The 655-nt window shown below is 74.0% G+C and carries 1 protein-coding gene; it reads left to right on the plus strand.

Annotation, left to right across the window (positions count from 1 at the left end; translation table 11 throughout):
* Window positions 1–603 (plus strand): MFS transporter (locus D1614_RS28180; protein ID WP_175579310.1); only part of this gene is annotated, 603 nt, incomplete at its 5' end.
* Window positions 604–655 lie beyond the last annotated feature (52 nt).

Below are 655 nucleotides of genomic sequence, written 5' to 3' on the forward strand. Positions count from 1 at the left end.
GTGTCGGCCTATGTCGGCCGGCCGGACCTGGCCGCCGGGCTTTTCCTGCTGCAGTTCATCTTCGGCGTCTTCGCCGGCCCGATCTGGCTGCGCGTCGGCTATCGGCTGGGCAAGCACCGCACGGCGATCATCGGCGAGCTGGTCCAGGTGGCCATCAATCTCGGCCTGCTGGCGGTGGCGCCGAAGGCCCTGCCGCTGCTGCTGGTCCTGACCGTGGCCCAGGGCCTGGCCCAAGGCTCGGGCAACCTGATGCTGAGGGCCATCGTCTCCGACGTCGCCGACAAGCAGCGGCTGGAGACCGGCGAGGACCGCACCGGCCTGCTGTTCTCGATCTTCAGCCTGACCAGCAAGGCGGCCACCGCCACGGCCGTCGGCGTCGCCCTGCCCCTGGTCGGCGCGCTCGGCTTCCGGCCCGGCGCCGCCAACACCGCCGAGGCCCTGCTCGGGCTGAAGCTGGTCTTCGCCCTCGGCCCCGCCCTGGCCCACGCCGTCTCGGCGGCCCTGCTCGCCGGCTTCGGCCTGGACGAGCGCCGCCACGGGGCCATCCGCCAAGCCCTCGACGCCCGCGACGCCGCCGGAGCGGCGCCCGCGCCCGCCGAATGACCCCCGCCCACGCCCAGCAGACAGGAGCCTAGCCATGAGCGCCGACGGACAC

This window comes from Maribellus luteus (assembly GCF_003576475.1).
Taxonomy (GTDB): domain Bacteria; phylum Bacteroidota; class Bacteroidia; order Bacteroidales; family Prolixibacteraceae; genus Draconibacterium; species Draconibacterium luteum.